This window comes from Phenylobacterium sp. (assembly GCF_041691455.1).
In the GTDB taxonomy this organism is placed as follows: Bacteria; Pseudomonadota; Alphaproteobacteria; order Caulobacterales; family Caulobacteraceae; genus Phenylobacterium.
This window is the reverse complement of sequence record NZ_JBEPUO010000008.1, coordinates 106151-130303: the sequence shown is the minus strand read 5'-3', so window position 1 is coordinate 130303 and position 24153 is coordinate 106151. Positions and strand designations below refer to the sequence as shown.

The window sequence follows — 24153 nt, the reverse complement described above, 5'->3', positions numbered from 1 at the left end:
CTCTAGGGCCGCTTGCCGGGGTTCCAGGCCGGCTGGAAGTCGCTGTTCAACAGCCATAGGATCGGCTCGATGAGCGAACCGATCACCTTGCCCATGAAGTCGAGATCGACGTGGGCCAGGTCGTCGCTGGCGGCGTGGTAGGTGGGCGGGATCGGCCAGGCGCTGACCGTCTGGGCGACGACGCCCTGCAGCGCCAGCTGGTAGTTGTCCGAGCGCTGGAAGAAGTTCTGCTCCGGATAGAGGTCGGGCCCGATCCGCGCGCCGTGCGCCTTCAGGGTCGCACCCAGGTTCGAGCGGTCCCAGCCGGTCAGCATCAGGAAACCCGGCTGCTTCGGGTCGTCGACGCCGATCATCTCGAATTCGAGGTTGGCGGCGATGTCGGTCACCGCGGTCGGCGTATGGGTCAGGAAGTACTGCGCGCCGAGCCCGCCCTCCTCCTCGCAGCCGAACATCGCGAAATAGACCGTCCGCCGGGGCGCCTTGCCGGGGCCCAGGATGCGGGCGAACTCCATCACCGCGGCGGTCCCCGAGGCGTCGTCGTTGGCGCCATGGAAGGTCACCCCATTGCGGACCCCCAGGTGATCGTAGTGAGCGCTCAACAAGACTGCGTGCTGGTCGGCGTCGCGGGCCCGGCCGTGGCGCACGCCGATCACATTGTAGGTGGTCCGCGTGACCGGCTCGCCGCGCGGAGCGTCGATCCTGGCCTCGCCGCCGCCGAACCGGGCGACGGCCGCCAGAGTATCGGCCTTCACGAAGATGGTCGCGGCCTGCGCGGGCGCGGGCCGCTGGACTCCGCCCACGACTTCCGTGCGGCCCGGCGGGGTCCCCGCCAGGAAGCTCCAGCGCTGCAGCATGCCGTCGCTGGCGAGCGAGATCACCGCCGCCGCGCCCTCCGAGACCAGTGTCGAGACGCCGCGCAGGTCGGCCTGGGCGACGTCGTAGACCACCACCTTGCCCCGCACCTCGTCCGAGGACGACACCGCGGCGGTCACGACGATGACCGGGGCGGAGAGCGACGGCGGCGCAGCGCCGGCCAGCATCTCCTGCCCATGGACCAGCTTGAGCGTGGCGCCGTTGGCGGTCAGTTCAAGCGTCGGGAGCGCCGCGTAGGTCGGGGTGAGCAGCTGGACCGGCTGGAGATAGGCGTCGCCGGCCAGCGCGCCCTTGACGCCCAGGCCGGGGAGCGTGTCGGCCAGATACTTCGCCGCGGCGTTCTCGTCGGCCGTGCCGCACTGGCGGCCCCGCAGCGCGTCGCCGGCCAGTTTTTCCATGGTCGCCTTGACGCAAGCCGCGCAGACCGGACTTTCGGCGGGCGCGCCACTGGAGCTGGGCGCGACGAAAACGGCGGCCATCGCGACGGCCGCCGCGATCAACAGAGAAGACTTCACGCGCGCTCCCGCCCAACTCGTAGGTCGGACAGGCGAAGCCGACCCCTTTGCCGCAAATTGGCATGGGGCCGGCCCTGGCGCCAGTCGGCGGCCTGAGCCGCCGTCAGGCCTAGTGCTTGGTGCGCCAGGCCGCCTTGGCGGCGTCCTTGGTCAGGTTGAGGCGCACGGTGTCGTCGTCGATAAGCTCGACCCAGCTCACCGGGATCATGTGGTGCTTGAGGCCGGAGGCCAGATCCAGCTTGGTCAGCTCGATCTCGTCGCCCATCACCTTGTCGACGCGGCCGACGTGGCCGCCGTCGGAGCCCACCACGTCCATATGTTCGCGAATGTCGGAGGATTGGATCATCGTCTCGTCTCCCAGGAAGCGGTTGAGGCTTGGGAAACGACAAAGGCCGTGGGAAGTTTCGCCGATGGTCGAGCCAATCAATCTGAACAAGGCCCGAAAGGCGCGCGCGAAGACTGAGGCCAAGGCGAAGGCCGGGCAGAACCGCTCGATCTTCGGCCTCGGCAAGGCGGAGAAGACGGTCTCGAAACTGGAGGCCGAACGGGCCCGCCGGACCCTCGATCAGACCAAGCGCGAGGACTAGGCCCCGGCCGGGAGCGCCCCGTCGCGGACGTTCGCCGGGATGGCGTTGTAGGCCGTCGCGGGCGTGATGTTGAGGCGGCGGCGCGCGGCCTCCAGCGGCTCGGCCATCAGGCGTTCATAGTCCTCGCCGAGCAGCCATTTGGCGGCCTTGCCCCGCCGATAGCCCTGCCAGATCGCCTTGCGATAGGGATACTGCGATCCGCTGCGCTGCGCGGCGCCCAGCGCGATCAGCGCCCATCCCATGCCCTTGGTCTGGGCAAAGGAGAAGGCCACCAGACAGGCCTCGCCGAGCGCGTCGCGGTGATAGCCGGACAGGATGTGCCAGATGTCGTGAACGTCGCGCGTGCGCCGCCCCATCCAGGCGTAGGGGTGGCGTTCGTCGACGCTGGTCTCGCCCTGGCGGCTGATCTCGGCCAGGCCCTCGGCGGAGAGGTTCTCCTCGCGGATGAAGCTGCGGTAGGCGGCGCCGACGCTACCCTCGGGCAGGCTGTCCAGCCAGGCGTCGTTCATCAGCTTCGCGGCGAACTCGGCCCGCTCATAGGCGATACGGCCGCCCTGCGGCGTGGCCAGCAGCCGGTGGTAACCCTTGGCGGTCGAGCTGCCGTTCAGCGCCCGCATGATCTCGAACACCGCGGTGGTGTCTTCCTTATCGTTCAACAGCCGCTGGAGCGAACGCAGCGCATGGCCCCAATCGAGCTTGGTGGACATCGGACGGAAGGCGGGCGCTGGAGCGGTATCGGCCATGGCCATCGGAAATGCCTCACTACAGGTTGACCCGCCAAAGATGACGCCGCCGTCAACTTAATGCAAGCGGAAAATGACGCATGCGTCATCTTTGCCCAGGCGGGTTTGATCGATCACCCGAAACGGTCGACTATCCTGGTCATGGCCAGCTTAAGAAAACGCTCCGTCCAGCTCTCGGGCCACGCCACCTCCATCGCCCTGGAGCCGGAATTCTGGGCGGTGCTGGACGCCATGGCGGCGGCGGAAAGCCTGAGCCTCGCGGCGCTGATCGGCCGCATCGACGACGCCCGCGCCGGCCGTCCCCTGGCCTCGGCCTGCCGGCTGGCGGCGTTGGCCTTCGCTCAGGCCTGACCGCGCCGGGCTCTGCGGCGCATAAGCCGGACGCTGAAAAGCCCGAAGCGCCAGGTCAGCCAGGCCAGGAACAGGCCGGCCGCAACGCCGATCGGGATGATCCACCAGCCCAGCACCTCGCGACCCAGCGGCGACGAGTTCACGCCCAGCGAGAAGGAGAAGTCGCCCGTCGCGCTCGGTACGATCCAGAGCCCGGCATGCGCGCGGGCGAACGGCTTGACGGCGGCCGTGACGAGGAAGGCGGCGGCCAGGGCATACCCCGCGAACGACACCAGCCCGGCGAACGCGCCGTAGAGGCTCAGGCCCGCCAGGCGTCCAACGCCGCGAAGCACGGTCAGGGGCGACCGATCGGTATCGAGTTCGGCGGCCACGCGCTCGGTGAGGTTGATCCTGGCGACTTCACGCGGACTGCCGAGCGCCGCGATGGCCGCCTCGACCTTCTGTGGGGTCGGCGTTCCCGCGACCTTGTCCAGCACGTGGCTGCGCAATTCGGCGACGATCTCTTCCACCTCCGCCTTCGGAAGACCCTTCAGATTGCGGCGAACCTGGTCGAGGTAGCAGTCCAGGTGGGCCTTGCCGGCGTCATTGCTCATCGCAGGTCTCCTTCCATGGGGGCGAGCAGGCGCTCAAGCCCCCGGGCGAACGCCCGCCAGCTCTGCGCCATCTCGCGCACCCGCCGGCGGCCGGAATCGGTGAGGCGGTAGTATTTGCGCGGGTGGCCCGCCTCGGCCTCCACCCACTCGGAATCGACGAGGCCCTCGGCCTTCATCCGGCTGAGCAGCGGATAGATCGTGCCCTCCGGGATCGACATGCTCGCGTCCCTGTCGAGCCTGCGCAGGATTTCCAGGCCATAGAGCCGCTCCGGCCAGAGGATGGCGAGCACGGCCAGGCCCAGCCCGCCCTTGCGCACCTGGACTTCCCACTTGGCGAGCTCGTCAGCCGGATCGTCTGTCCGATTCTTCATACATGATACCTTGCATATCTAGGTATCATGCGTCAACGATGAAGCGACGCCTGGAGATAGCTCATGACGCACCAAGACAGCTCCCTGCCCGCCTCGCCGCGCTCCCGCTGGTTGAGCGCGGCCGAACTCGGCGTCGCCGCGACGGCCGTCATTGGGCACAACGTCTTCCACCTGCTTCCCAACGAGGTGCCGGTGCTGGTGGTCCTGGCGCTGGTGTCGGTGCGGCTGCGCGAGAAGAGCTGGAGCGCGCTCGGCTTCCGGCGGCCGTCGTCCTGGCGGCTGGTGGGCCTGCTGGCGGTCGGTTTCGTGGCCGTCAGATGGGGCTCAGGCGCCCTGGTCGAGGCGATCACCGCGCATTTTTGGCCGCCGATCGCCGGGCCCAAAGGCGTCGACGAGATCGTCGGCAATCCCCTGGCGGCGCTTGCGGCGCTGGGCCTCGTCTGGACCTTCGCGGCGTTCGGCGAGGAGATCGGCTACCGCGGCTACATCATGAAGCGGGCCGCCGACGCCGGCGGCGGAGGCCGCATCGCCTGGGTGTTGGCGCTGGTCGTCGCCTCGGTGCTGTTCGGCTACGGCCACTACTACAAAGGCCCCGCGGGCGTCCTCGACTCCGGCATCTCCGGGCTGCTCATGGGCGCGGTGTTCCTGGCGTCCGGCCGGAGCCTGTGGACGACCATCCTCGCCCACGGCTTGAGCGATACGCTGGCCGTGACGCTCACCTACCTGGGCCTGGACAACTGAGGCGCGGGCTTAAGTCCGCGCTCGCGTGTGCTACATATGTTCCAATGTCTTCATCCGACTCCCCTTACGAGCCCCCGGCCGTGCGCGTCAGCGACCTGGCCCGCGCCGATGCGCGGCCCGCGGACTATCTGGACGGCCTGAATCCCGAGCAGCGGGCGGCGGTGGAAGCCACCGAGGGGCCGGTGCTGGTGCTGGCCGGCGCGGGGACCGGCAAGACCCGGGTGCTGACCACCCGTCTCGCCCACATCCTGGCCACCGGCAAGGCGCGGCCCTGGGAGCTGCTGGTCGTCACCTTCACCAACAAGGCCGCGCGCGAGATGCGCGAGCGGATCACCCATATCATCGGCCCGCAGGCCGAGGGCCTGCGGTGGCTCGGCACCTTCCACTCGGTGGCTGCCCAGATCCTGCGCCGCCATGCGGAGCTGGTGGGGCTGAAGTCGAACTACACGATCCTCGACGACGACGATCAGGAGCGGCTGCTCAAGCAGGTGCTGGAGGCCGAGAACGTCGATTCCAAGCGCTGGCCGGCCAAGATGCTGGCCGGGATGATCGACCACTGGAAGAACCGGGGCTGGCGCCCCGACCAGGTGCCGCCGGCCGAAAGCGCCCATTTCGCCAACAACAAGGGCCAGGCGCTCTACCGGCTCTACCAGGAACGCCTGCGGGTGCTGAATGCCTGCGACTTCGGTGACCTGCTGCTGCACAACCTGACGATCTTCACGGCCAATCCCGACGTCCTGGCCGAATTCCACGACCGGTTCCGCTATCTGCTGGTCGACGAATACCAGGACACCAACGTCGCCCAGTACCTGTGGCTGCGGCTCCTGGCCCAGAAGCGCCAGAACGTCTGCTGCGTCGGCGACGACGACCAATCGATCTACGGCTGGCGGGGCGCGGAGGTAGACAACATCCTGCGCTTCGAACGCGACTTCCCGGGCGCCAAGGTGATCCGGCTGGAGCGCAACTACCGCTCCACCAGCCACATCCTGGCGGCGGCCTCGGGCCTGATCGCCGCCAACAAGAGCCGGCTCGGCAAGACGCTATGGACCCAGGAGGAAGGCGGCGAGAAGGTCGTGGTGCGCGGCGTCTGGGACGGCGAGGCCGAGAGCCGACTGATCGCCGACGAGATCGAGCGCGCGAAGAAAGGCTCCACAGACAAGAACCCTCGCAAGTACCGCGACATGGCGATCCTGGTCCGCGCCTCCTTCCAGATGCGGGCCTTCGAAGAGCGTTTCGTGCTGCTGCAGATCCCCTACTCGGTGGTCGGCGGCCCGCGGTTCTTCGAGCGCGCCGAGATCCGCGACGCCCACGCCTATCTGCGGCTGATCCAGTCGCCGGACGACGACCTGGCCTTCGAGCGGATCGTCAACACGCCCAAGCGCGGCATCGGCGACACCTCGGTCCAGAAGCTCTTGCAGGTCGCCCGGCTGGGCGGCATTCCGGCGGTCGCCGCCGCGCGCCAGATCGTGCTGACCGACGAGCTCGCCGCCCGCACGCGCACCTCGCTCGCCAACTTCCTGCGCGACCTCGACCGCTGGCGCGCCGAGGCCGAGCGCACGGCGCATCCCAGGCTGATGGAAGCGGTGCTGGAGGAGAGCGGCTACACCGACGCCCTTCGGCTCGACAAAGGCCCCACGTCCCAGACGCGGCTCGAGAACCTGAAGGAGCTCGTGCAGTCGATGGGCGCCTTCGAGACCCTGCAGGCCTATCTGGAGCACGTCTCCCTGGTCATGGACCTCGACCGCGGCCCGCAGGCCGACGCGGTGCAGATCATGACGCTGCACTCCGCCAAGGGCCTGGAGTTCCCGCTGGTCTTCCTGCCGGGCTGGGAGGAAGGCGTCTTCCCCTCCCAGCGCAGCATGGACGAGAAGGGCGAGAAGGGGCTGGAGGAGGAACGGCGCCTGGCCTACGTCGGCATCACCCGGGCCCGCGAGGAGGCCCGCGTCTCCTTCGCCGCCAACCGCCAGGTCTATGGCCGCTGGACCAGCCAGCTCCCCAGCCGCTTCGTCGACGAGCTGCCGCTGGCCAATGTCGAAGCCTCGTCGGAGACCGGCTACTACGGCGGCGGTCCCGGCATGCAGCAGCACGGCAGCCGCTGGGACGAGAGCCCAAGCTTCGGCGGCGGCTATTCCTCCCCCGGCTGGCGGCGCGCCCAGGCCGCCGGCTACAAGGGCAGCCACCCCGGCCGCCAGCAGGTCATCGAGGGCGAAGGCCGCCTGGTCGCCACCTCGGCCGAGAGCGCGGCCAGCGACTACAAGCGCGGCGACCGGGTCTTCCACCTGAAGTTCGGCTACGGCGCCGTCTCCGCCGTGGAGGGCAACAAGCTGACGGTGGCCTTCGAGAAGGCCGGCGAGAAGAAGGTGATCGACAGCTTCGTCGAGAAGGGGTGACGCCTACCGCTTCCGCATCCAGCCGCGGATGGCGAAGACGCTGAGACCCGCGGCGATGGTCAGGCCGCCGGCCACCAGGGCCAGGTTCCATTTCGGCGTCGCCTCAAGCCGTTTGAGGATGGCCGGCTCTTCGCTGGCCGGGGACGTCACCGCGGGCGGCGCGGCGTCGTCCGGCTCCGCCGCGGCCGGCGCTGCGCTCTTGCGGAAGGTGACCGTCCCGCCGGCCTGATCGACCTCGGTGACCTCCCAGCCCGCGGCGGTCCAGGCCTGGGCGTGCAGCGTGCCCGCGTCGTTCTTCCACCAGGCGTCGCTCGTCCGCGCGCCCTTGGGCAGCGGGGCGCCCAGCACCGCTTCCAGCTCGGCGAAGCTCGCGCGCCACTCCGGCCCGGCGAGGCGGGCGAGGCGGGCGGCCAAGAGGTCGTACTTGCTCATCGAGAGGTCTCCGCGACCGGAAACGCCGAGCGCCGACAGATGGCGCCAGCTTAGCCCTGAACCATTCGGCCGCCCACACGCTGTTAGGCCGATCCCTCTGCCAAAGATCGGATGTATTGGTGAAAGTCTTGTTGTCAGGCGCCGCCGCGGCGGCAATCTCCGGAATGCTGCTGGGCGGGGCGATGCAGCCGCACCTTGCAGCCGTCGACGACCGCCCAGCCGGCCCGCAGATGTTCGCCAACTGGAGCGGCACGCGCTCCACCGGCCCCTTCGATCCCGGCACGACCTTCGTCGCCTATCAGGGTCGGGTCCCCGACTACGTCATGGGCACCGACTGGAAGAAGGCCATGACCTGGCCCGGCGAACGGGCCGCGGTCTCCCGGCCGGATCGCGAGGACGAGCCGCCGCCTGAACCGCCCGCCGCCTTCACCCGCGCCGCCTATGACGCTCCGGCGCCCGTCGCGTCCTCGGTCGCCGAGCCCGCCCCTGAGCCGACAGCCGCGGACGAGACACCCGCCGCCACCGGCTGAACCCCCTCGCCTTTCCGTCCGCCGCCCGCTAGAGGCGGCGGATGACCGCCGACGCCGTCCAGACCGTAGCCCGGGGCCCGCGCGCCGATGCCGAAGCCGCGGCGCTCGCCATCGACGCCGAGCCCGCCACCGAAGCCCTGACCTATTCCATCCTGGAGGAGGACGAAGATCGCGACGTCTGGCGGATCGACGCCTTCCCGGTCTCGCGGGAGGAACAGGCCGCGCTCGTCGCCACCCTGGCCCACTTCCCGGCGCTGCGGGTCGCCACTGAAAAGCTCGCCGACGCCGACTGGCTGGCCATGGCGCTCTCCGGCCTGCCGCCGGTGCGGGCGGGGCGGTTCTTCGTCTATGGCGCGCACGACAGGGGCCTGGCCCCGCCCAGCGCCGTGAACCTGCGCATCGAGGCCGGCGCGGCCTTCGGCACCGGTCACCACGGCACGACCGTGGGCTGCCTCTTCGCCTTCGACCAGCTCCTGAAGCGCCGCCGCTTCGGCCGGGTGCTGGACGTGGGTTGCGGCACGGGCGTGCTGGCCATCGCCGCGGCCCGGACCGGATCGGCGACGGCGCTCGGCACTGACATCGACGCTCCGTCCGTCCGCATCGCCAACGAGAACGCCAAGCTGAACCGGGCGCCGGCCCGATTTGTCCACGCGAGCGGCCTCGCCGACGCCCGCGTGCAGCGGCCCGCGCCCTACGACCTGGTGTTCGCCAATATCCTGGCGCCGCCGCTGGTGGCCCTGTCGCAGGACATCAAGCGCGCGCTCAAGCCCGGAGGGATCGCTATCCTCTCAGGCCTGCTGCGCACCCAGGAGCGGCGGGTGTTCGCGGCCTACGCCTCCAAAGGCTTCCGGCTCGAACGGCGCATCCACCGCGACGCCTGGGCGACCCTGGTGCTGCGGCGCGCCTAGCCGACGAGCTTCGGCGCGCCCAGTTCCGCCCGCCAGTGGGCGTCGCGGTCCTTCAAGAGATTGGCGCAGGCATAGGCGCTGAGGTCGTGGATCTCGATCGTCTCCAGCACGTCGAAGGCGAACGCCGCCTCGCCATGCACCGTCCAGGCGACCTGGACGGCGGGGTTGATGTAGTCGCCGCAGCGCAGGCCGAACCAGATGCCGTTCTGCTGTTGCTCCAGGTTGCGCGACTTGCCGACCCAGGCCTCGCCGGTCGCGGCGCAGCGCACCGCGAAGATCCCCTGGCTGACCTTGCGTTCCTTATAGTCGCGGACGAGTTGGCGGCGGCTCTGGTTGTCCATGCCGCCTCCTAGTCCGTTCGCGGTGGAATGTCAATTTTGCCCGGGTAAAATTCACTCATCCCGCAGGATCGCGTACTGATAGCGGTCGCTCCACCCATCCCGGGCGAGCTTGCTGCGCAGGAAGTGCGCCTCCCGCCGCATGCCGAGCTTGGTCATGACGCCGTAGGACCCCGCGTTGCGGACGTCGCACTCGGCCCAGATCCGGTGCAGGCCAAGGACTTCGAAGCCTGCGCGCAGCATCGCCCGCGCGGCCTCGGTGACGAGGCCCTGGCGCCAGTAGGCGCTGGCGATGCTGTAGCCGATGTCGCCGGTGCGGGTGGCCTCGTCGTTGACACCCAAGCGGATGGCGCCGATCACCCGTCCGTCTCCGAGATGCTGGATCGCCAAGTTCACGTCCGACCGTGGCCAACGGAGTTGGGCCGCGAAGGAACGGTCGAGGAACGCCTGGGTCTCCTCGATCGTGTTTGGCCCCCAATCCATGTAGCGGACCACCTCGTCGTCGGTCGCATAGGCATGGACATCGCCGAAGTCGTCCTGCGTGAAGGCGCGCAGCAACAGCCGCTCGGTGCGTATCGGGAACCAGTGTTTCAGGTCTTCGGTCATGATCGTCTCCTGTGGGCTTGAAAGAGCCGGCGGCAGGAGATGGCGTCATCAGCGACCCTGCCGGTGCGGCGGGGTCGCGGTCTTCGCGGGCGGCTAGGCGAGCGCGCGCGAATCCCGACCCCAGGTGGGACCGGACGAATTCGGGCAAGCTTGAGCGGCGCGGAAGATCATGGGCGCCGGATACCCCGAACGCCGTTCGACGGCAAGGCGCCTTTGCCCGGCGCGGTTCAAGGGATTACATCCCCGCCCATGCGCCAGACCTTCGACGAATCCACCGACCGCTCCTTCGGGCCCAAGCACGTGCCCCTGATCCGCAAGGCCATGGCCGACCAGGGGCTCGACGGCTTCGTGATCCCGCACGAGGACGAGCACCAGAACGAGTACCTGCCCGCCGCCAACGACCGGCTGGCCTGGGCGACCGGCTTCACCGGCTCGGCCGGGGCGGCGGTGATCCTCAAGGACAAGGCCGCGATCTTCGTCGATGGCCGCTACACCCTGCAGGTCCGCGACCAGGTCGATCAGGGGACCTTCGAGATCCGCGACCTGGTCGAAGGCGGGGTGCCCGCCTACATCGAGACCGCCACGGCGCGCGGCCAGGTGATCGGCTACGACCCGCGCCTGCACAGCCCCGATGCGCTGGATCGCCTGAAGGCGGCCGCCGCCAAGGCCGGGGCGCAGCTCCGCCCGGTCAGCCCCAATCCGCTGGACACCGCCTGGGGCCAGTCGCGTCCCCCCCAGCCGACCGCGCCGGTGGTGCCGCATCCGCTGCAGTATTCCGGCGAGGACTCGGCCTCGAAGCGCCACCGCCTGGGCGAGAGCCTGGCCGCCCGCGGCGCGCAGGCCGCGGTGATCACGGCGCCCGCCTCCATCGCCTGGCTGTTCAACGTGCGCGGCGGCGACGTGATCCGCTCGCCCCTGCCCATCGGCCAGGCGATCCTCAACGCCGACGGCTCGGCGCGGCTGTTCCTGGATCCGCAGAAAGTGACCCCCGACCTGCCCGCGTGGCTCGGCAACGAGGTGCGCCTGGAAACGCCCGGCGACCTGCCCCAGGCGCTCGCCGAACTGCGGGGCCAGCAGGTGCTGGTCGACCCGAGCCAGTCCTCCTCCTGGTATTTCGAGGCGCTGGGCAGCGCCGGCGCGACGGTGCAGCGCGGCGAGGACCCCTGTGTCATGCCGCGGGCCTGCAAGAATCCCGTCGAGATCGAGGGGACCAAGCGCGCCCACGCCCGCGACGGCGCGGCGCTCACCCGCTTCCTCCATTGGGTGGCCACTGAGGGTCAGGCCAATCCGCCGGACGAGATCGAGGCTGTGTCCAAGCTGGAAGCCTTCCGCGAAGAAACCGGGGCTCTGAAGGACCTCTCCTTCGACACCATCGCGGGCGCGGCCTCCAATGGAGCCATCGTCCACTACCGGCCGACCCAGCGGCTCAACAAGCGCACCGAGCAGGGCTCGTTGCTGCTGGTCGACTCCGGCGCCCAGTATCTGGACGGCACGACGGACGTCACCCGCACGGTGGCGATCGGCGAGCCCTCGGCGGAGATGTGCGAGCGCTTCACCCTGGTGCTGAAGGGCCATCTGGCCCTGGCGCGGGTGCGGTTCCCGGCGGGCACCACCGGTTCGGCCCTCGACGCGCTGGCGCGGATGGCGCTCTGGGCCCATGGCCTCGACTACGATCACGGCACCGGCCACGGCGTCGGCTCCTACCTTGGCGTCCACGAGGGCCCGCAGCGGATCGCCAAACAGCCGAACATGGTGGCGCTGCGGCCCGGCATGATCGTCTCCAACGAGCCCGGCTATTATAAAGAGGGCGCCTACGGCATCCGCATCGAGACCCTGCAGTACGTCACCGAGCCCGCGATGATCGACGGCGGCGAGCGGCCGATGCTGGGGTTCGAGACCCTGACCCTGGCCCCCATCGACCGGCGGCTGATCGCCACCGCCCTCATGACCGCCGAGGAGCGGGCGCAGATCGACGCCTACCACGCTCGCGTCCTGGCGGCGGTCGGACCGCAGGTCCCTGCCGAGGTCCGCGCCTGGCTGGAAGCGGTCTGCGCGCCGCTCTGAGCCGATCACGCCCAAAACCCTAGACGACCGGAACCTGCGGCAGGCCGCCGCAAGTGAAAAGACGCGCGACAGGACTCGCCGGGTGTAGTCCGCGCGAGATACAACTCGGGATTGTTGGCGCTCTAGACCGGCCGGTTGCGGAACCTCGCGGCCGTCATCTCGTTTGAGCCGACGAACGCCCAGCCCAAGGGCCCGGAGCGCTGCGTTTTATTCTATTTTACGGCCTCATTCCTCTAAGTATTCAAATATTCCGATAAGGCATAGTGAAGCTTAGGTTACGGCCGTAACGCCCGATGTCAGGACGTCGGAATGCGTTCGGCGATCTATGTTCGATGTCATCGGAACATCCAGCCGAGACGGTCCAGCATCATATTGGAATGAGGGGCGCCGTTTCCCGGGGCATTATGTGGCCATTATGCGACATATTGGCGTAAGGATCGTGAAGGACTTCGCAATCTGCGTTGACCCTCAACAACAGTCGAAGCTAACTCCAGCGTAACCGGAGTCACCTGTGGCTCTGGGCTGGCAATTGTTGGGGAGCGAGCCCGCCGTCACTGGCCGGCCGCTGGAGGATGTAGACCTTGAAAATCAAATCCGTGCGGGAGCGCCTGATGGCCTCCTCGATGATCTGCGGCGTGGCCTTCCTGGGCCTTTCCGCGACCCAGGCCTCCGCGGCTGCAGCTGACGCCGCCGCATCGGGCGAAGTCTCCGAAATCGTCGTCACCGGGACGCGCATCCCGACACCGAACCTGACCAGTGTCGCGCCCGTGACCTCGGTCACCTCGGCCGACATCAAGGCCCAGGGCGTGACCCGGGTTGAAGACCTGATCAACTCCCTGCCGCAATCCTTCGCGGCCCAGGGCTCCAACGTCTCCAACGCCTCGGACGGCACGGCGACGGTCAACCTGCGGGGCCTCGGCCCGAACCGCACCCTGGTGCTGATCGACGGCCGCCGGCTGATGGCCGGCAACCCGACCTCCTCCATCGCCCCCGTCGCGGCCGACCTCAACTTCATCCCGACCGCGCTGGTGGAACGGGTGGACGTGCTGACCGGCGGCGCCTCGGCGGTCTACGGCGCCGACGCCGTGGCCGGCGTCGTCAACTTCATCATGAACAAGAACTTCGAGGGCGTGCGTATCGACGCGCAGTACTCGCTCTACCAGCACAGCCAGCACGACGACGGCATCCAGTCGGTGGTCCGCGCCGCGCGCGCCAGCGCCGCGGTGCCGGACAACTTCATCGTCCCCGGCGATTTCAAGGGCGGCGAAGGCTCGGAGGTCTCGATCACCCTGGGCGTCAACGCCCCGGACGGCAAAGGCAACATCACCGCCTATGCCACCCACGTGCAGATCAATCCGGTCACGGCCAACAACTACGACTACTCGGCCTGCGCCCTGAACTCCGGCGACACCTTCGCGGCGGGCGGCTGCGGCGGCTCGGGCACGGCTTTCCCGAGCCGCTTTGGCAGCTTCATCGTCGACCCCGCCGGCCCGGGCAACACCTTCCGGCCGCGCACGGGGTCGGACGTCTACAACTTCGCCCCGACCAACTACCTGCAGCGCCCCGACCAGCGCTACGGCATGGGGGCGTTCGCCCACTACGAGATCAACCCGCACTTCCAGGCCTACGCCGACCTGATGTTCATGGAGGACAACTCCACGGCCCAGATCGCGCCCGGCGGCATCTTCTCCGCCAGCGGCCCCGGACCGGGCGGCACCTTCGCCGTCAACTGCGACAACCCGCTGATGTCGTCCCAGGAGGCCAACTCGGTCTGCACGCCCGCGCAAATCGCCGCTGGCGCCAACGTCGACCTCGCGGTCGCCCGCCGGAACATCGAAGGCGGCGGCCGTCTGACGATCTTCGATCACCAGGAGCAGCGCTACGTCATCGGCCTGAAGGGCGATCTTGGCGGCGACTGGAGCTACGACGCCTTCCTGCAATATGGGAAGACCTCGCTCTCCACGGAGCAGGACAACAACTTCCTGACGTCGCGGATCGTCAAGTCGCTGATCGCGCGGCGCAACGCCGCCGGCCAGATCGTCTGCCAGTCGGTGATCGACGGCACGGACCCGGCCTGCGTCCCCTACAATTCGTTCCAGATCGGCGGCGTCACTGCCGCGGCGTTGAACTATCTGCAGGCCCCGACCTTCTCGGGCGGCAACATCATCGAGCAGATCGCCAACGCCAACGTGGTCGGCACCCTGCCCGACGGTATCAAGAGCCCCTGGGCGATGGACAAGGTCGGCGTCAGCTTCGGGGCGGAATACCGCCGCGAGCACCTCGACTCGCACTCCGACGTTCCGCAGGCCTCGGGCGACGTGAACGGCAACGGCGCCGCCAACCCCCCGGTGAACGGCGGCTACGACGTCTACGAACTCTACGGCGAAGCCCGCGTGCCCTTGGTGCAGGACATGCCGTTCGCCAAGGACATCACCGCCGAGCTGGCCTACCGGTTCTCGGACTATTCGAACGCCGGCACGACCAACACCTACAAGATCTCCGGCGACTGGACGATCATCGACGGGTTCCGCCTCCGCGCCGGCTACAACCGCGCCGTTCGCGCCCCGAACGTGGTGGAACTGTTCTCACCGCAGAACGTGGTGCTCGACGGCACCCAGGACCCCTGCGCCGGCCTGACGCTGGCCCAGAACGCCGCCCTGGTCCAACGTTGCGCCACCCTGTTCAACCTGACTCAGACCCAGGTTCTGGCCCTCGAGCCCGATCCGGCCAACCAGTACAACGGCCGGACCGGCGGCAACCCGAACCTGACGCCGGAAACCTCCGACACCTACACCTTGGGTCTGGTCTGGCAGCCGAGCTTCCTGCCGGGCGCGAACCTGACCGTCGACTGGTTCGACATCAAGGTGGACAACTACATCTCCAACATCGGCGCCAACACGATCATCAACGGCTGCGTCAACGGCACCAACCCCGACTTCTGCTCCCTTGTGGTCCGCGACTCCGTCGGTTCGATCCGTTCGACCCAGGGCTTCGTGATCGACACCGAGCAGAACCAGGGCGGCCTGCACACCGACGGTGTTGACGTGTCCGCCGGCTACCACACGGGCCTCGACACCTTCGGTCTCTCCAACGCGGGCTCGATCTCGGCGAACTTCGTCGGCACCTGGCTCGACAAGCTGGAGACGACGGTGCTGTCGGGCCAGTCGGCGATCGATTGCGCGGGCCTATACGGCGCGACCTGTTCGACGCTGGGTGGCTCGAACAATCCGAACCCGCACTGGCGCCACAAGCTGCGCGTCACCTGGAACACGCCGTTCGAGTACGGCTGGTTCGGCAACCTCGGCCTGTCGGCCCAGTGGCGCTTCTATTCGGAAGTGAAGCTGGACGCGACGTCGAGCGACCCGCGCCTGGCCGGCACGGTCTTCCCGACCGACGCAAAGCTCGGCGCGCGCAGCTATCTGGACCTGCTGGCGACCTTCAAGCTGAAGGACAACTATTCCTTCCGCGTCGGCGTCAACAATGTGCTGGACAAGGATCCGCCGCTCACCGGCGCGAACAACTGCCCGGCCGGCCCCTGCAACCAGAACGTCTACGCCCAGATGTACGACAGCCTCGGCCGCTACATCTTCGTGGGTCTGACGGCCGACTTCTAAGTCGCGACAGAGTAGTTCGATGGACTGGGGCCGCGGAGCAATCCGCGGCCCTTTTCCTTTGGATGACTCCAAGTAACATCGTTAGCGGGAATCCATGCATTTTGTCGGCGATGACATAAAACTTATATGGATTTTATGCCGGTTACGCCTAATATCCAGGCAACGGTGGAACCTTGCAGTGGCGTTGTTATGGAAAAATCCCAAATCCGAATCGAGCGTAGCGTCGGCGGCGGACGGGCGGCGAGTCATGGCCGCAGCTTCGCCAAGGACATCGCCGAACTCACCCTCTTCCTCGACCTGACCGAGCCGCCCGGCCCCGTGGCGCGTCTGGAGATCGCCACGGCGGAAGTCGCCCACGACCGCCAGATCCCCGCCACGACGCTCAAGCGGTGCGCTTCCGAAGCGCGCGCGCTGATCGAGTTCGCCAAGGAGAGTGGCGCGATCAGCCGGATCGAACGGCGCGCCGAGGGCGCGGAGTGGGAGCTGCGCCAGCAACTCTCCGCCTGGATCGATGAGACCAGCCTGCCGGCGATCCTCAAGCGGCGCGCGCTGCGCCTCAACCGCAGCCGCGGTGGCCGTCCGCCGACCAAGACCCGCACCCTGCGCGCCGTCGAGGAACTGGTGGAATTCGCACGCGCCGGCCGCCCCGGCGCCCTCGACGAACTCCGCTCGATCCGCGCCCTGATCGGCAACAGCTAGGCGTCCGGGCGCCTCGGCGCCCGACCACGCGTTCGTGATCTGGCGCGCCCGAAACTCCGGGCGTAAGGTTTTTGCCATCAGGGCGGCGCGAGCCCCTGAACCGGTCCGCGACCGTCCCAAACCGCGCCAGGGATGCGCTCCTGCTCCAACGTGCGTCCGTGGCGCCCGAGGTGATGGGAGACGATCATGCCAATCCATCCAGCGGGGTCCGTGCGCGCCTTGGCGCTCGTGGGCCCCACCAGCGCCGGTAAGACCACCCTCATGGAGGCCCTGCTGCAGGTCACCGGGACAGTCGACCGCCGGGTCGGCGGCGAAAAGGTGGGCGACTCCAGCCCCGAGGCGCGGGCCCGCGGCCACTCGGTCGAACTGAACCTCGCCGGCTTCGATTTCATGGGCGACCGCTATTCGATCGTGGACTGTCCAGGGTCGCTGGAATTCTGCGCGGACCTCGACGCGGCCCTGCCGGCGGTCGACCTGGCCGTGGTGGTCGCCGAGCCCGACCCGGCCAAGGCCGCGCTGCTGCAGCCGACGCTGCGCGAGCTTGAGCGGCTTGGCGTGCCCCACGCCCTCTTCATCAACAAGATGGACCTCGCCCGCGGCTCGCTGCCGGAGCTCCTGGCGGCGCTCGCCCCGGTCAGTTCCGCGCCGCTGGTGGCGCGCCAGATCCCGACCTGGGAAGACGAGAAGGTCACGGGATTCATCGACCTCGCCCTCGAGCGCGCTTTCGTCTACCGGCCGAACGAACCCTCGACCCAGGTGGAGATCCCCGGCGAGCTTCGCGGCGCCGAGGAAGACGCGCGCTTCCACATGCTGGAGCAGATCGCCGACTTCGACGACGAACTCCTGGAGCAGCTGCTCTCCGACACCGTCCCCAGCCGCGACGCCGTCTTCGCCGACCTGGTGCGCGAGATGAACGAGGGGCTGATCGTGCCGGTATTCTTCGGCTCGGCGCAGAACGGATTCGGCGTGCGGCGCCTGCTGAAGGCGCTGCGCCACGAGACCCCCCTCCCCGACCGCGCGGCCGAGCGGCTGGGCGTCGAGGCCGGGGCCTATGTGCTGAAGGCCGCCTACGCGGGCCAGTCGGGCAAGCTCGCCTACGCCCGGGTGTTCGGGAAGACCCTGGCGGACGGGGCGGACTTCGTGCTGCCGGACGGCGAGCGGTGCCGGGCCGGCGGCCTCTTCGCCGTGCAGGGCGCCGCCATCCGCAAGATCGCGTCCGCGCCCATCGGCGAGATCTGCGCCATCGGCAAGGTCGAGGCGGCCCACGCCGGCCAGATCCTGTCGAGCACCGGGCGGCCGCAGACGGTGAAGGCGGCCCCTGGCGCGCGCCGGCCGCTGTTCGCGGTGGCGCTCGCCGCCACGAACCGCAAGGACGATGTGCGGCTCTCCGGCGCGCTCGGCAAGCTGATCGAGGAGGATCCGGGCCTGCGCCTGACCCATGACCCGGAGGCCCACCAGATGATCCTGGCCGGCCAGGGCGAGGGCCACGTGCGCCTGGCGCTCGAACGGCTGAAACGCCGGTTCGGGGTGGAGATCGACACCGCCCAGCCGAAAACCCCCTACCGCGAGACCATCCAGCGCGGCGCGACCCAGAGGTCGCGGCACAAGAAGCAATCCGGCGGCCATGGCCAGTTCGCCGACGTCACAGTGGAGATCCGGCCCCTGCCCCGCGGCTCCGGCGTGGTCTTCACCCAGCGGGTGGTTGGCGGCTCGGTGCCCAAGCAGTGGATCCCCGCCGTCGAGCAGGGGGTTCGCGACGGCCTGGAAAAGGGCCAGCTCGGGTTCCCGGTCACCGATCTGGAGGTGACCCTGGTCGACGGCCAGACCCACAGCGTCGACTCCTCCGAAATGGCGTTCCGGATGGCCGGACGGCTGGCGATGGAGGAGGGTCTGCCCGGCTGCGGGGCGATCCTGCTGGAGCCGATCGAAAAGCTGACGGTCTATTCCCCCTCGCCCAGCGCCTCCAACGTAACCTCGGCGCTGACCGCCCGGCGCGGCCAGATCCTGGGCCTGGCGCCCCGCGAGGACTGGCGCGGCTGGGAGCGCATCGAGGCCTATCTGCCGCAGTCCGAACGCCAGGGGCTGATCGCCGAGCTGCGCGGCCTCACCCAGGGGCTGGGGGCGTTCGAGGCGGACTTCGACCACATGGCCGAACTCACCGGCCGCCTGGCGACCGAGGCCAGCCAGGGATCGGGCGCCCGGGCCTGACGGTTCTTCCTCCTCCGAGGTGTTCCCTTCGGGGGAGGAACTGGGCTACCCATTCGGTAAGCGCGGGAGCACACCGCGCGATCCGAGGGGAGCCACCATGACTGCCGCCGCCGCGCCGCCCGCCAAGATCAACGTCGCCAGAGTCGCCATCACCTCGCTCGCCGCGTCGAGCATCGAATGGTACGACTTCTTCATCTACGGGACCGCCGCGGCGCTGGTCTTTCCCAAGCTCTTCTTCGCCTCGACCCTGCCGCCCGCGGTGGCGCAGTTGGCCGCCTTCTCGACCTTCGCGGTGGGCTTCATCGCCCGGCCGGTCGGGGGCGTGATCTTCGGCCATTTCGGCGATCAGTTCGGCCGCAAGCGCGCCCTGGTGACCGCGCTCCTGATGATGGGCCTGGCGACCACGGCGGTGGGCCTGCTGCCCTCCTACGCCACCGCAGGCGTCGTCGCGCCGCTCCTGCTGATCGCGCTTCGCTTCGTGCAGGGCCTCGCCGTGGGCGGCCAGTGGGGCGGCGCCATGCTGCTCGCCTTCGAGAACGCGCCGCCCAAGCAGCGCGGCTTCTACGGCAGCTTCGCCCAGATGGGCGTGCCGGCCGGCGTCGTGCTGGCCAACCTGATCTTCATCGTCATCGACAAGCAGGTCGCTCCCGACAGCTTCCTCGTCTGGGGCTGGCGGATCCCATTCCTGTTCTCGATTCTGCTGGTGGCGCTGGGTCTCTATGTGCAGCTGAAGCTGGAAGACACCGCCGAGTACCAAGCCCTGCAGGCTCTCGAGGCCAAGCAGCAGCAGGCCGCGGCCCAGGCGCTGGCCGCCGAAAAGCAGGTCAGCGTCGACCAGGCCAAGGCCCAGCTCCGCGCAGCCAAGGGATCTCCGATCCTCAGGGTGATCGCCAAACATCCCAAGCAGATCCTGCTGGCCGCCGGCGCCTTCGTCGCGGCCAACGGCACGTTCTACCTGATGATCAACTATGCGCTGGCCTACGCCACCGACCCACACCACGCGCCGCACGTCGCCCGGCCGACGATCCTCTGGGCGGTGGTGCTGGCCAGCCTGATCTCCGCGCCCTTCCTGCCGCTGATGGCGTCGCTGTCGGACAAGGTGGGCCGACGCGCGGTGTTCATGACCGGCGCGGTGCTGATGGGCCTCTGGTCCCTGGTGTTCTTCAAGCTCATCGAGACGGGCGCCTTCCCGATGATGCTGCTGGCCATCGCCATGGGCTCGATCTTCAACAACTTCATGTACGGCCCACAGGCGGCCCTGATGGCCGAGCTGTTCGACACCGAGTTCCGCTATTCCGGCGCCTCGCTGGGCTATCAGATCGGGGCGATCTTCGGGGGCGGCTTCGCGCCGATCATCGCCACGGCGCTCTTCACCAAATACGGAACCTCCATGGCCGTCTCCGGCTACATGGCCGCGCTCTGCGCCGTGTCGCTGGTGTCGGTGTTCCTGCTGGCGGAGACCCACAGCCGGGCCCACCGCGAGGCCATGAACACCTAGCTGGCGGTGCGCCAGTCGGTGGCCGTCGCCGCGTAGAGCTCCACCAGGTCGCTCATCCGCCGGCCTTGGGCCTCCACCAGCGCGCGGCGTGCGCGGCTCAGCGTCCGCTGGGCCTGGACCACGTCGAGCATCGGGCCGCCGCCCAGGCGAAGGGCATTCTGGGCGTCCCGGGCGCCGGACTCGGCCGCCAGGTTGACCACCTTCAAGGAGTCGATCGACTGCTGGTCGGCCCCGAGATTCGAGAGCACGTCGGAGACCTGGACGAAGGCGCGGAGCACCGTCTGTTCGTAGCGCGCCAGCGAGACGCGCGCGTCGGCTTCGGCGGCCCTTCGCTCGGCCTTCAGCGTCCCGCCATGGAAGATCGGCGCGGTGAGCCCGCCCAGGATCGTCCAGGCCGCGGAGTCGGCCTTGAAGATGTCGCCCGGCTTGATCGCCTCCTGGGTCAGGACGGCCGAGAGCCTGATGTCCGGATACTGGTTGGCCACCGCCACGCCGATGGCCGCGGTCGCCGCGTGCAGGTCGGCTTCCGCCGCCAGGATGTCGGGCCGGTTGCGGATCAGCTGCGACGGCAGGCTGACCGGGACCTCGGCCGGCGCGGTCAGCTTCGCCAGGTCGAAGTCCGGCGCCGTCCACGCGGCGGGCGACTTGCCGGACAGCAGCGCCATCTGATGGCGCGCGGCGTCGAGGTCGCGCTGAAGGGGCGGCAGCATGGCCTCGTCCTCGGCGAGCTGGGCCACGCCGCTGGAGAGCGCCGAATGGGCCTGGCCGCCGGCGGCCTCGGCCTTGCGAACCATGTCGATGACCCGCCGGTCGTCGGCGACGATGTCATGCACCTCCGCCATCTGGGCGCGCAGGCCGGCGATCTTCATCGCCTGCATGGCCATGTTGCCCGAGAGCGTCAGATAGGCGGCGTCGGCCTGGCGGGCTGCGGCGTCGGCCTTGGCGTTGGCCTGCTCGGTGGCCCGCCGCTTCTTGCCGAACAGGTCGAGGTCGTAGCTGACCGAACCGCCGACCTGATAGAGGTTGATCGTCGGGCTGGAGATCGGCGGCTGACCGGGGAAGCCGCTGAACCCGAAGGCCGCGAGGTTGATCCGCTCGCGCTCGGCCGACGCATTGGCGTCGACCCGCACGAACTGCTCGCCGCGGACCGCCCGCGCGTCGGCCTGGGTCTTCTCCAAGGTCGCGCGGGCCTCGGCGATCGTCGGGCTGTCGGCCAGGGCCTGGCGGATCGCGCCGTCCAGCTCCGGCGAACCGAACGCCTGCCACCAGGGACCGGCCGTCCGGGCCTCCGGGCTCAGCCGCACGCCGGGCGCCACAGCGTCGCGGGCCATGGCGTAGCCGGCCGCGGCGGCGCCCTTGGGACCTTCGGGCGCCTTGAAGTTCGGGCCCACCGCCGCGCAGGCGCCGAGCGTGAGCGCCGAGGCTGTGGCCGCCAGCAGGCGGACGGATCTAGTCGACAATGGCATGTAGGGGCTCCCCGCCGACCGGCCTTGGTTTGCGCATGAGCAGCAGCATGGGCATGCAGGCGATGGTGATGATGAACATCAGTCTGAAGTCGTCGACATAGGCGACCATGGACGCCTGTCGGGTGATCTCCCCGTTGAGGGAGGTGATGCCCGCCGTGGTGGACGGATCCAACATCCTGGGCAGGGTCGCACGGACCACGGCGTCGGAGGGATCGATCTTCGACGCCAGCGAGGCGTGCATCGTCTGGGTGTTGGAGACCACCAGGGCGTTCATGATCGAGATGCCGACGCTGGAGCCCAGGTTGCGGACCAGGGTGTAGACCGACGAGCCTTCCGGCCGCAGGTGCGGCGGGATGGTGGCGAAAGCCAGCGTCGACAGGGGCACGAACAGCAAGCCAACGCCCAGCCCCTGGATGATCCCGGAGGTGATGAACGGCCAGACGCCCATGGCGAGGTCGAAGTTCATCATCTGCAAGAGGGCGCCGCAGCTGATGATCAGGCCGACGAACAGGATCAGCCGGGTGTCGACCTTGCCGATCAGCCGGCCCACGAAGAACATGGCGGCGAAGGAGCCGACGCCGCGCGGCATGCTGACCAGCCCGGAGGTCAGCACCGGATAGCCCATCAGCGTCTGCATCATCGGCGGCAGGAGCGCCATGGTCGAGAACAGCAGGATGCCGACGAAGAAGCCGAAGACGCTGGCGGTGACAAAGTTGCGGTCGCGGATCAGCGCCTTGTCGAAGAATGGGTGGTCGGTGGTCATGGTGTGGACGACGAAGATCCAGAGGCCGCCCGCGGCCAGCAGGGTCTCGGTCCATATCTCGTTGGAGTGGAACCAGTCCTGGCTCGGCCCGCGGTCCAGCACCATCTGGAAGGCGGCGATGAACAGGGTCAGCATCCCGAAGCCCAGGAAGTCGAACTTCTTGGCCGCCCGCAGCCGGTCGCCGGAGATGAAGAACATGACCCCGAGGAAGGCCAGGATGCCGATCGGCAGGTTGATGTAAAAGCACCACCGCCAGGAGAAGTTCTCGGTGAAATAGCCGCCGAGCGCCGGCCCGAGGATCGGGCCCAGGATCGCGCCCGCGCCCCAGATCGCCATGGCCTGGCCGTGCTTCTCCGGCGGGTTGATGTCGAGCAGCACCGCCTGCGACAGCGGGATCAGCGCCGCGCCGAATACGCCCTGCAGCACTCTGAACAGCACGATCTCCGGCAGGCTGGTGGCGATGCCGCACAGCATCGAGGCCGCGGTGAAGCCGCCGATCGAGATCAGGAACATCCGCTTGCGGCCGATGCGGTCGGCGAGCCAGCCCGAGAGCGGCGTCATGATCGCGGCCGAGACGATGTAGGAGGTCAGGACCCAGGTGATCTGCTCAGGCGAGGCCGAGACCGAGCCCTGCATGTGCGGCAAGGCGACGTTGGCGATCGTCGTGTCCAGCGAGTTCATCACCGTCGCCAGCATGATCGAGATGGTGATCGGCCAGCGATTCTTGGCGTCGTGCTCGGTGACCATGGCCTTCAGGCCCTAGCGTGCGCGGCCGGGCGCGCGGACGTCGACGGTGACCTTTGCGGAGAGACCGGCGCGGCCCGCCATGTCCGGCGGCGGCTTGTCGAAGCTGATCCGGACCGGCAGGCGCTGCACGACCTTCACCCAGTTGCCGGTGGCGTTCTGGGCCGGCAGCGCCGAGAAGGCTTGGCCGGTGCCCGGCGAGAAGCTCGCCACGTGGCCCTGGATGTGGGCGTCGGGATAGGCGTCGACCTTGATCGCCACCGGCTGGCCGACCTTCATGTGGGCGAGCTGGTCTTCCTTGAAATTGGCCTCGATCCAGGGCTCGCCGGAGAGCAGCCAGAACCCGGTCTGGGACGCGTTGAGATAGGTCCCGACCGGCATCTGGTCGACGCGGGTGACGATCCCGTCGGCCGGCGCGACGACGGTGCCGTAGGAGACGTTGAGCTTGGCCTTGTCGAGCTGGGCCTGGGCCTGCATCACCGCCGGCGCCGCCCCGGCCGGCAGGCTCGGATTGCCGCCAAGGTTGGCCAGCACCTGGGCCGCCTGCTGCTGAGCGCCGGCGAGCTGCTGGCGCGCCTGCAGGACGGCCTGGTGGGCCTGGTCGACCTGGGCCTGGGACGAGACGCCGACATTGGCCAGGTTCTTCTGCCGGTTGGCCTCGGTGGTGGCGTAGGCGAGCTGGTCCCGGGCGGCCTGGATCATGGCCTGTTGCTGCTGATAGCTGGCGCGCAGGGCGCCGACCTGTTGCGCCGCATTGGCGACCGTCGCGGCAGCGGCCTCGGCGTTCGCCTGCATGTCGCGGGTGTCGAGCCGGAACAGCAGCTGGCCCCGCTTCACATATTCGTTCTCGTGGACGTAGATGTCGGTCACCCGCCCGGCGATCGAGGGCGCGACCGGCGCCTTGGCGATCTGAACGTAGGCGTTGTCGGTGGTCTGGGTGCGGCCGCCGGTGACGATGAAATAGGCGACGACCAGCAGGATCAGCAACGGGCCGCCGACGATCAGCGGCCAGCGCCAGCGGCGCAGGAAGCTCGGCCTGGGCTTCGCTTCGACCTCGGCGTTTCCGCGAAGGGGGATGACGTCAGGTTCGCTCACGTGGCGAGCCCCTTTCCTTCATAG

Annotated in this window: 22 protein-coding genes; 11 read left to right on the top strand and 11 right to left on the bottom strand. The window is 68.9% G+C overall.

Features of this window, described 5'->3' with window-relative positions; translation table 11 throughout:
* Positions 1-2: 2 nt before the first annotated feature.
* On the bottom strand, positions 3-1388 hold the full coding sequence (locus ACESMY_RS12840; protein ID WP_372784983.1) for a M28 family metallopeptidase: 1386 nt from the start codon (positions 1386-1388) through the stop codon (positions 3-5).
* A 109-nt stretch (positions 1389-1497) separates the two neighbouring features.
* Positions 1498-1734, bottom strand: a complete 237-nt coding sequence (locus tag ACESMY_RS12835; protein ID WP_372784982.1) for a DUF2171 domain-containing protein — start codon at positions 1732-1734, stop codon at positions 1498-1500.
* A gap of 64 nt (positions 1735-1798) precedes the next feature.
* On the opposite strand from ACESMY_RS12835, the gene ACESMY_RS12830 reads away from it, so the two are divergent.
* On the top strand, positions 1799-1975 hold the full coding sequence (locus ACESMY_RS12830; protein ID WP_372784981.1) for a DUF4169 family protein: 177 nt from the start codon (positions 1799-1801) through the stop codon (positions 1973-1975).
* Here the strand turns inward: ACESMY_RS12830 and ACESMY_RS12825 are convergent.
* The gene (locus ACESMY_RS12825) at positions 1972-2724 is read right to left on the bottom strand and encodes a Coq4 family protein (RefSeq protein ID WP_372784980.1); all 753 of its coding nucleotides are present in this window, start codon (positions 2722-2724) and stop codon (positions 1972-1974) included. The genes ACESMY_RS12830 and ACESMY_RS12825 overlap by 4 nt on opposite strands.
* Positions 2725-2859: 135 nt before the next feature.
* Between ACESMY_RS12825 and ACESMY_RS12820 the strand changes: the two genes are divergently transcribed.
* Positions 2860-3069, top strand: a complete 210-nt coding sequence (locus ACESMY_RS12820) for a ribbon-helix-helix domain-containing protein (RefSeq protein ID WP_372784979.1) — start codon at positions 2860-2862, stop codon at positions 3067-3069.
* Here ACESMY_RS12820 and ACESMY_RS12815 read toward each other — a convergent pair.
* The gene (locus ACESMY_RS12815) at positions 3060-3662 is read right to left on the bottom strand and encodes a DUF1700 domain-containing protein (protein WP_372784978.1); all 603 of its coding nucleotides are present in this window, start codon (positions 3660-3662) and stop codon (positions 3060-3062) included. The two genes, ACESMY_RS12820 and ACESMY_RS12815, sit on opposite strands and share 10 nt — an antisense overlap.
* Positions 3659-4033, bottom strand: a complete 375-nt coding sequence (locus tag ACESMY_RS12810) for a PadR family transcriptional regulator (protein WP_372784977.1) — start codon at positions 4031-4033, stop codon at positions 3659-3661. The genes ACESMY_RS12815 and ACESMY_RS12810 overlap by 4 nt, the downstream gene beginning before the upstream one ends.
* Before the next feature lie 63 nt (positions 4034-4096).
* On the opposite strand from ACESMY_RS12810, the gene ACESMY_RS12805 reads away from it, so the two are divergent.
* Together ACESMY_RS12805 and ACESMY_RS12800 are read left to right on the top strand one after the other, a co-directional pair.
* The gene (locus ACESMY_RS12805) at positions 4097-4774 is read left to right on the top strand and encodes a CPBP family intramembrane glutamic endopeptidase (protein WP_372784976.1); all 678 of its coding nucleotides are present in this window, start codon (positions 4097-4099) and stop codon (positions 4772-4774) included.
* A 44-nt stretch (positions 4775-4818) separates the two neighbouring features.
* Positions 4819-7164 (top strand): ATP-dependent helicase, encoded by a 2346-nt coding sequence (locus ACESMY_RS12800; protein WP_372784975.1) that lies wholly within the window; start codon positions 4819-4821, stop codon positions 7162-7164.
* Between the two features lie 3 nt (positions 7165-7167).
* Here the strand turns inward: ACESMY_RS12800 and ACESMY_RS12795 are convergent, their stop codons facing one another.
* The gene (locus ACESMY_RS12795; RefSeq protein WP_372784974.1) at positions 7168-7596 is read right to left on the bottom strand and encodes a hypothetical protein; all 429 of its coding nucleotides are present in this window, start codon (positions 7594-7596) and stop codon (positions 7168-7170) included.
* A 119-nt stretch (positions 7597-7715) separates the two neighbouring features.
* Between ACESMY_RS12795 and ACESMY_RS12790 the strand changes: the two genes are divergently transcribed.
* Positions 7716-8126 carry a hypothetical protein gene (locus ACESMY_RS12790; protein WP_372784973.1) on the top strand — a complete coding sequence of 137 codons (411 nt, stop codon included), beginning with the start codon at positions 7716-7718 and terminating at the stop codon, positions 8124-8126.
* Between the two features lie 41 nt (positions 8127-8167).
* Positions 8168-9034 (top strand): 50S ribosomal protein L11 methyltransferase, encoded by an 867-nt coding sequence (locus ACESMY_RS12785; RefSeq protein ID WP_372784972.1) that lies wholly within the window; start codon positions 8168-8170, stop codon positions 9032-9034.
* Here ACESMY_RS12785 and ACESMY_RS12780 read toward each other — a convergent pair.
* Together ACESMY_RS12780 and ACESMY_RS12775 are read right to left on the bottom strand one after the other, a co-directional pair.
* Positions 9031-9375 (bottom strand): GIY-YIG nuclease family protein, encoded by a 345-nt coding sequence (locus ACESMY_RS12780; RefSeq protein WP_372784971.1) that lies wholly within the window; start codon positions 9373-9375, stop codon positions 9031-9033. The genes ACESMY_RS12785 and ACESMY_RS12780 overlap by 4 nt on opposite strands.
* 51 nt (positions 9376-9426) lie before the next feature.
* The gene (locus ACESMY_RS12775) at positions 9427-9978 is read right to left on the bottom strand and encodes a GNAT family N-acetyltransferase (RefSeq protein ID WP_372784970.1); all 552 of its coding nucleotides are present in this window, start codon (positions 9976-9978) and stop codon (positions 9427-9429) included.
* A 249-nt stretch (positions 9979-10227) separates the two neighbouring features.
* On the opposite strand from ACESMY_RS12775, the gene ACESMY_RS12770 reads away from it, so the two are divergent.
* The 5 genes from ACESMY_RS12770 to ACESMY_RS12750 all read left to right on the top strand — a co-directional run bounded on the left by ACESMY_RS12770 (position 10228) and on the right by ACESMY_RS12750 (position 20061).
* Positions 10228-12042, top strand: coding sequence for an aminopeptidase P family protein (locus tag ACESMY_RS12770; protein ID WP_372784969.1), 1815 nt, complete (start codon positions 10228-10230; stop codon positions 12040-12042).
* A 581-nt stretch (positions 12043-12623) separates the two neighbouring features.
* Positions 12624-15656: a TonB-dependent receptor domain-containing protein gene (locus tag ACESMY_RS12765; protein ID WP_372784968.1), complete on the top strand. Its 3033-nt coding sequence runs from the start codon at positions 12624-12626 to the stop codon at positions 15654-15656.
* A 189-nt stretch (positions 15657-15845) separates the two neighbouring features.
* Positions 15846-16355, top strand: a complete 510-nt coding sequence (locus tag ACESMY_RS12760; protein WP_372784967.1) for a hypothetical protein — start codon at positions 15846-15848, stop codon at positions 16353-16355.
* Between the two features lie 186 nt (positions 16356-16541).
* The gene (locus tag ACESMY_RS12755) at positions 16542-18563 is read left to right on the top strand and encodes an elongation factor G (RefSeq protein ID WP_372784966.1); all 2022 of its coding nucleotides are present in this window, start codon (positions 16542-16544) and stop codon (positions 18561-18563) included.
* 97 nt (positions 18564-18660) lie between these two features.
* Complete coding sequence (locus ACESMY_RS12750; protein WP_372784965.1) at positions 18661-20061, top strand: MFS transporter; 1401 nt, start codon at positions 18661-18663, stop codon at positions 20059-20061.
* Here the strand turns inward: ACESMY_RS12750 and ACESMY_RS12745 are convergent.
* From ACESMY_RS12745 to ACESMY_RS12735, 3 genes are read right to left on the bottom strand one after another with little or no spacing between them, the layout of a single operon-like run.
* Positions 20058-21527, bottom strand: coding sequence for an efflux transporter outer membrane subunit (locus ACESMY_RS12745; RefSeq protein WP_372784964.1), 1470 nt, complete (start codon positions 21525-21527; stop codon positions 20058-20060). The two genes, ACESMY_RS12750 and ACESMY_RS12745, sit on opposite strands and share 4 nt — an antisense overlap.
* Entirely contained in the window at positions 21511-23037 is a 1527-nt protein-coding gene (locus ACESMY_RS12740; RefSeq protein WP_372784963.1) for an MDR family MFS transporter, read from the bottom strand. The genes ACESMY_RS12745 and ACESMY_RS12740 overlap by 17 nt, the downstream gene beginning before the upstream one ends.
* Before the next feature lie 12 nt (positions 23038-23049).
* Positions 23050-24129 carry an HlyD family secretion protein gene (locus ACESMY_RS12735; RefSeq protein WP_372784962.1) on the bottom strand — a complete coding sequence of 360 codons (1080 nt, stop codon included), beginning with the start codon at positions 24127-24129 and terminating at the stop codon, positions 23050-23052.
* Positions 24130-24153: the final 24 nt, after the last annotated feature.

Bases quoted from the DNA above. Each gene is read 5' to 3' on its own strand.
- ACESMY_RS12805 (WP_372784976.1), top strand. From the start codon at position 4,097: ATGACGCACCAAGACAGCTCCCTGCCCGCCTCGCCGCGCTCCCGCTGG.
- ACESMY_RS12770 (WP_372784969.1), top strand. From the start codon at position 10,228: ATGCGCCAGACCTTCGACGAATCCACCGACCGCTCCTTCGGGCCCAAG.
- ACESMY_RS12825 (WP_372784980.1), bottom strand. From the start codon at position 2,724: ATGGCCATGGCCGATACCGCTCCAGCGCCCGCCTTCCGTCCGATGTCC.
- ACESMY_RS12800 (WP_372784975.1), top strand. From the start codon at position 4,819: ATGTCTTCATCCGACTCCCCTTACGAGCCCCCGGCCGTGCGCGTCAGC.
- ACESMY_RS12755 (WP_372784966.1), top strand. From the start codon at position 16,542: ATGCCAATCCATCCAGCGGGGTCCGTGCGCGCCTTGGCGCTCGTGGGC.
- ACESMY_RS12830 (WP_372784981.1), top strand. From the start codon at position 1,799: ATGGTCGAGCCAATCAATCTGAACAAGGCCCGAAAGGCGCGCGCGAAG.
- ACESMY_RS12815 (WP_372784978.1), bottom strand. From the start codon at position 3,662: ATGAGCAATGACGCCGGCAAGGCCCACCTGGACTGCTACCTCGACCAG.
- ACESMY_RS12780 (WP_372784971.1), bottom strand. From the start codon at position 9,375: ATGGACAACCAGAGCCGCCGCCAACTCGTCCGCGACTATAAGGAACGC.
- ACESMY_RS12820 (WP_372784979.1), top strand. From the start codon at position 2,860: ATGGCCAGCTTAAGAAAACGCTCCGTCCAGCTCTCGGGCCACGCCACC.
- ACESMY_RS12760 (WP_372784967.1), top strand. From the start codon at position 15,846: ATGGAAAAATCCCAAATCCGAATCGAGCGTAGCGTCGGCGGCGGACGG.
- ACESMY_RS12745 (WP_372784964.1), bottom strand. From the start codon at position 21,527: ATGCCATTGTCGACTAGATCCGTCCGCCTGCTGGCGGCCACAGCCTCG.
- ACESMY_RS12775 (WP_372784970.1), bottom strand. From the start codon at position 9,978: ATGACCGAAGACCTGAAACACTGGTTCCCGATACGCACCGAGCGGCTG.
- ACESMY_RS12835 (WP_372784982.1), bottom strand. From the start codon at position 1,734: ATGATCCAATCCTCCGACATTCGCGAACATATGGACGTGGTGGGCTCC.
- ACESMY_RS12795 (WP_372784974.1), bottom strand. From the start codon at position 7,596: ATGAGCAAGTACGACCTCTTGGCCGCCCGCCTCGCCCGCCTCGCCGGG.
- ACESMY_RS12810 (WP_372784977.1), bottom strand. From the start codon at position 4,033: ATGAAGAATCGGACAGACGATCCGGCTGACGAGCTCGCCAAGTGGGAA.
- ACESMY_RS12740 (WP_372784963.1), bottom strand. From the start codon at position 23,037: ATGGTCACCGAGCACGACGCCAAGAATCGCTGGCCGATCACCATCTCG.
- ACESMY_RS12785 (WP_372784972.1), top strand. From the start codon at position 8,168: ATGACCGCCGACGCCGTCCAGACCGTAGCCCGGGGCCCGCGCGCCGAT.
- ACESMY_RS12750 (WP_372784965.1), top strand. From the start codon at position 18,661: ATGACTGCCGCCGCCGCGCCGCCCGCCAAGATCAACGTCGCCAGAGTC.